At 61.6% G+C, this 4,785-nt stretch carries 4 protein-coding genes; 2 read left to right on the top strand and 2 right to left on the bottom strand.

What is annotated here, in order from left to right:
- Window positions 1-2,362, bottom strand: a 2,362-nt coding sequence (locus tag GH2_RS21000; protein ID WP_066172631.1) for an MMPL family transporter, incomplete at its 3' end; no start/stop codon positions are given.
- 86 nt (window positions 2,363-2,448) lie between these two features.
- Entirely contained in the window at window positions 2,449-3,075 is a 627-nt protein-coding gene (locus GH2_RS20995; RefSeq protein ID WP_006896187.1) for a TetR/AcrR family transcriptional regulator, read from the bottom strand.
- A 114-nt stretch (window positions 3,076-3,189) separates the two neighbouring features.
- Between GH2_RS20995 and GH2_RS20990 the strand changes: the two genes are divergently transcribed.
- Both GH2_RS20990 and GH2_RS20985 read left to right on the top strand, forming a co-directional pair.
- Window positions 3,190-3,666 carry a PaaI family thioesterase gene (locus GH2_RS20990; protein WP_006896186.1) on the top strand — a complete coding sequence of 159 codons (477 nt, stop codon included), beginning with the start codon at window positions 3,190-3,192 and terminating at the stop codon, window positions 3,664-3,666.
- 50 nt (window positions 3,667-3,716) lie between these two features.
- A complete protein-coding gene (locus GH2_RS20985; RefSeq protein WP_084247684.1) occupies window positions 3,717-4,775 on the top strand; it encodes an IS630 family transposase in 1,059 nt (352 codons plus the stop codon).
- Window positions 4,776-4,785 lie beyond the last annotated feature (10 nt).

Genomic DNA, 4,785 nt, shown 5'->3' with positions numbered 1-4,785 from the left:
GGTCGAAGCTGGTTTGTATTGCGTAGCGCACGGTATGGCCGTCGGGCGAGACGAACTGGCGAGCGACGTCGACGAAACGGCGGTCTGCGTTGGCCTGAGGTGGGAGGTAGAAGCCGGTTGCTGAGTTTGTTCCGGCGGTCTCGCGGGCGGAGGTTTGTAGTTGTGTGGCTAGCGCGGCCATCCCGGCGAGTTGTTGAAGGTTGCTGTCGATCAGCGCGGATACACCGGCGGCGAGTTGGCGTGATCCCGCCGCGAGTTGACTGATACCTGTTTGCAGTTGGGTGAGCTTGCCGGGAAGGTCTTGGCTGCTGATGCTTCCCAGCGTGGAGCCCAGTGAGTTGACGGTGGAAGTGAGTTGGTCGGTGACTGTTGAGATCGGTGTATCCAGCTGCGCGAGTTGTGTTGACAGCGTGGCGATCTGGTCGAGGGTCCCGTTGCTCAGTAGGGCGTCGAGATTGCGGGTCTGCGCGCGCAGAGCTGCGCACTGCGGGACTTGGGTGCACCAGGGCGCATTATCGAGGATGGGCAGGATCGAGGTCACTGTTGCCAGGGCTGCAGATGTTTGGCGGGTGAGCGCGGCCAGCTGTGGGGCATTCTGAGAAGCGCGATCGAGCGCTGGTGCAGATGCGGCGAGTTGGCGGAGTATCGGCTGGTACTGCTGAATTTGCTGCCCTGCTGTGCTTGCCTGATCGAGGATGCCGGCCAGGGGGGCCAAGTTGGTGCGTACCTGGGTGTCGAGCTGAGTAAGCCCGTCGGCGAGTTGGAATGCGCCGGTACGGAGCTGTTCGAGGTCACCTCGGCGGTTCTGGCCATCGTCGACCGCACCCGCCAGCCGGTCCCCGATCTGACCGTTCTGCCAGGACAGCTCGGCTTGCTCGAGCTTGTCCCCGGTGGGACGGGTAACACCGATGACTCGAGTCACTCCGGGGATCTGGGATACACGTGAGGCCATTTGCTCAAGATCGGCCAGCCCGCTGGCAGTACGGAGATCGATCGGTGCATCTACAACGAGGAACTCAGTGATAGTGACGTCTTGAGGGAAATGACGGTCGAGCAACGCGTAGCCTTCGTTGCTGTCGGTTGTCGCGGGCTGCCCCTCACGATCGTCGAAGGTGATCTGGATGCCCATCGCGAAGACGCTAAGCACGATTAGCCCGACCAGGGTTAGTGCCAGCAGAGGCACAGGACGCCGCACGACGAGCACGGCGACGCGATTCCAGTACTTTCGGGTCAGATCTCGTCTGGGTGCGCCCCAGCCGAATCGCGCCGCCCACAGCAACACCGGTGGTAGCAGGGTGACCGTGGCGAGGAATCCGATGAGGATGGCGATCGCGCATGCCGGACCCAAGGTGGAGAACACGCTCAGCTGACCAAACACCATCGCCAAAAAGGCCAGCGCCACCGTGGCAGCTGAAGCCAGGATGACCCGTCCGATAGTTGCTGTCGCGTCCACGAGCGCAACCTCAGTGGTAGCGTCCTGGCGTAGCCGTTCGTGATAGCGACTGATGAAAAAGACTGAGTAGTCGACCCCGGCTCCGAGCAGGATGACGGTCATGAACGCGACGGTGAACTGCGATACCGGCATACCGAGTTCGCCGAGTGCGGACAAGACCCCGCGGCCCACGCCGAGGCTGACACCGATCACCAACAACGGCACCAGCGCGGTGAACAGCGATCGGTAAACGATCAACAGAATGATCGCGATAAGCGCCACCGTCGCCACAGTGATCACGACTAAATCGCTTTCAGCACTGACGATCTGGTCACTGAAAGTGGCCGTCGGCCCGGTGACATGGACAGTGGTGTCCGTACCGTCAAACACGCGCTGCGCGGTTTGGCGCACGGTCTCCACAGCATGCGTGGCCGTTGGCCCTCCCAAAGTTCCGGTGACCCCGACAGGCAAGTACCAGGCTTGCCCGTCCTCACTCAAGGCCTGGCCGGCCGTCGTCGGATCGGAGAGCAAATCCCGCACTGACTGCACATCGTCGAAATTTTCGCGCAACTGCAGAACGAGCATGTCGTAGCGTTCCCGCGCCACGTCGGTGAACCCGTTCGGGTTCTCCATGGTCACGAAAACAGTGGTCTTGGCGCCCTTCTCACCGAACGCACCACCCATCTGATCGAGTGCTTGAAACGATGGAACCCCAGCAGGGATCGGATCAACAGACTGCTGCCGCACCACCGTCTCCAGCTGGGGAAACAGTATCGCCAAGACGATACCCACAGCCACCCACGCCCCGATGACGAGGAATCTGTGCGCCAAGGTGAACCGTGCCAACCGCCCCAATGTCGTGCTGTACTCGCTGCGTTCCGCCAACCGGCGCGCCGCCAAGCGCCCACCACTTGGACGTTGGACCACCATACGCAGCACCTCACCCTCGACCCAGCCCGTCTACGAAACCGACGGTATCGTTACGGTACTAGCAGTACCATAGATGGGGGAGGAGGTCAGGAGGTTTGGTGTCGCCGGTGGGCCATGAGGAAATCGTCGACAAGCTGTTCGAGATCGCCAACGGTCATCGACCGAATGCCCGTGAGCTTGGCAAAGACAAGGGGGCCCGCCAGTTGAGTGACTGCCATGGTCAAATCGAGGTCGCCGAGCTCCGCCGTGGCCACGTCACTCGTCAAAACTCGATCGAATGGTTCTCGATACTGCTCGACGACTCGACGACGCAGTGGCGCGAGCGCGTTCTGATCCCCGTCGGATTGCCCGGATTGCCGGGGCTGCTCGGGAAGCATTGCCAACCATGCCAGCGTCGTCAACTGCAGCGGTGCCTGCTCAATAAGCTCAGCCTGCCGCTGCATCAGCTTCAGCAGGTCATCACGGATCGACGTCGTCGTCTCGGGGGTCTCGGCCTGAGGCAACAATCGCTCGAAGGCAGCCGCCACCAGATCTGTGGAGCTCTCGAAGTGACGATACAAGGTGGTGCGAGCAACACGAGACAGTCGAGTGACCGCCTCCACGGTAACGGCTTCGACCCCGCCACTGTTCAGCAAGGTCACCGCAGCATCCAACAAACGCTGACGCGACCGAACCCGCCTCGGGTCAACATCGTCGGAATCGATGGTTTCCACCTAGCCACTCCCTATATAGCCAAAATCACGAACCCCTGACTGCACAACAATACCGTCGGTAACAGAGCGAAACTGCCAGTGGCGGTACCGATTGAAGGCTCAGAAAGGTCACTTATGAGGGGCGACAAACCACTACCAGCACACGCACCATGGTGCATGGGATGCGGCGAAGACAACCCCAATGGCCTGCACCTCGAGGTACACCTGCACGGCGACCACGTCTACGCCGACCTGCAATTCGACGAGCGCCACTCAGGAGCCCCGGGACTCGCCCACGGCGGAGCCATCTCAGCGGCATGCGATGACATCATGGGTTTCACCCTGTGGATCGCCGAGACACCCGCAGTCACCCGAACCCTCACCGTGGAGTATCGACGCCCGGTCCCACTGCACACCCCCGTGCACATCACCGCCTCCCTCGTCGACGAAACCGACCGCGCGCTCTTCATCGAAGCCAACGGTACTGTCGGCGACACAACCTATTTCGCCGCAGAAGCGGTCTTCGTAAAGGTCGACTTGAGTCATTTTCTTCGTCACGGAGACTGGGGCGCCACAGCAGACCTCATCACCAGATTCTTTCAGGCCGACTAGTGTCGCGTGTCGTTAGTTAGTTTATGGTTCTTGGGCTGAGAGAATGAGTCATGGCGAATTCTCCGGCCCCAGCCCTGGAACTCCGCGAGGGCGACGTTGTCGAGCTCGAACGATTGTTGCGGTCGACGTCGACGCCAGCAGGTCTGGTGCGCCGGGCGCGCATCGTGACATTGGCCGCTGAGGGGATGGCCAATTCGCGTATCAGTGAGGTCGTCGGGGTGTCGGTTCCGACGGTCCTCAAGTGGCGCGAACGCTACCTGTTTGACGGGATGGCCGGGCTGCTCGATGCTGAGCGGTCCGGCCGGCCGCGGCGTATCGATCACTCCGATATCGTGTCGGCGACGTTGATGCCTCCGCCGCGCAAGTACGGGGTGACACACTGGTCCTCCCGTCTGCTCGCGGCCCATCTCGGGGTCGGGAACGCGACGATCGCGCGAGCGTGGCGCGAGTACGGTGTGCAGCCGTGGCGGTCAGGGACGTTCAAGTTCTCCACCGACCCGGAACTGGTCGCCAAGGTCACCGATGTCGTGGGCTTGTACCTGGAGCCGCCGACGAACGCGATCGTGCTGTGCATCGATGAGAAGTCGCAGATCCAGGCGTTGGATCGAACCGCGCCGATGTTGCCGATGCAGCCCGGTCAGATCGAGCGCCGGACCCACGACTACAAGCGGCACGGCACGACCACCCTGTTCGCCGCGCTGGACATCGCGACCGGCCAGGTCACCGCTGCGGTCAAGCCGCGGCATCGTCACCAGGAGTTCCTGTCGTTCCTGCGGCAGATCGACCGCACCTACGGTGACCAGGAACTACACCTGGTGATGGACAACTATGCGACCCACAAGAAGGCCGAAGTCCGCGACTGGCTGGCCGAGCACCCGAACATGCACGTGCACTTCACACCGACCTCCGGGTCCTGGCTCAACCTCGTCGAGGTGTGGTTCGGGATCATCGATCGGCAAGCGATCCGGCGAGGCGTGTTCACCTCGGTCAAGGACCTGAACGCGAAGATCCGAGCATTCATCAACGGTTGGAATGATCGGAAACATCCATTCGTATGGACCAAGACCGCGGACGAGATCTTGAAGAAGGCTCAACCGAAAACTAACTAACGACACGAGA

Origin of the sequence: Gordonia hydrophobica NBRC 16057 (genome assembly GCF_001592365.1) — a bacterium.
GTDB lineage: Bacteria > Actinomycetota > Actinomycetes > Mycobacteriales > Mycobacteriaceae > Gordonia > Gordonia hydrophobica.
Note: the sequence above shows the minus strand (reverse complement) of the source record. Positions and strands in the feature narration are given on the sequence as shown.

Excerpts from the sequence above, each read along its gene's own strand:
- GH2_RS20985 (WP_084247684.1), top strand. The coding sequence starts at position 3,717 with ATGGCGAATTCTCCGGCCCCAGCCCTGGAACTCCGCGAGGGCGACGTT.
- GH2_RS20990 (WP_006896186.1), top strand. The coding sequence starts at position 3,190 with ATGAGGGGCGACAAACCACTACCAGCACACGCACCATGGTGCATGGGA.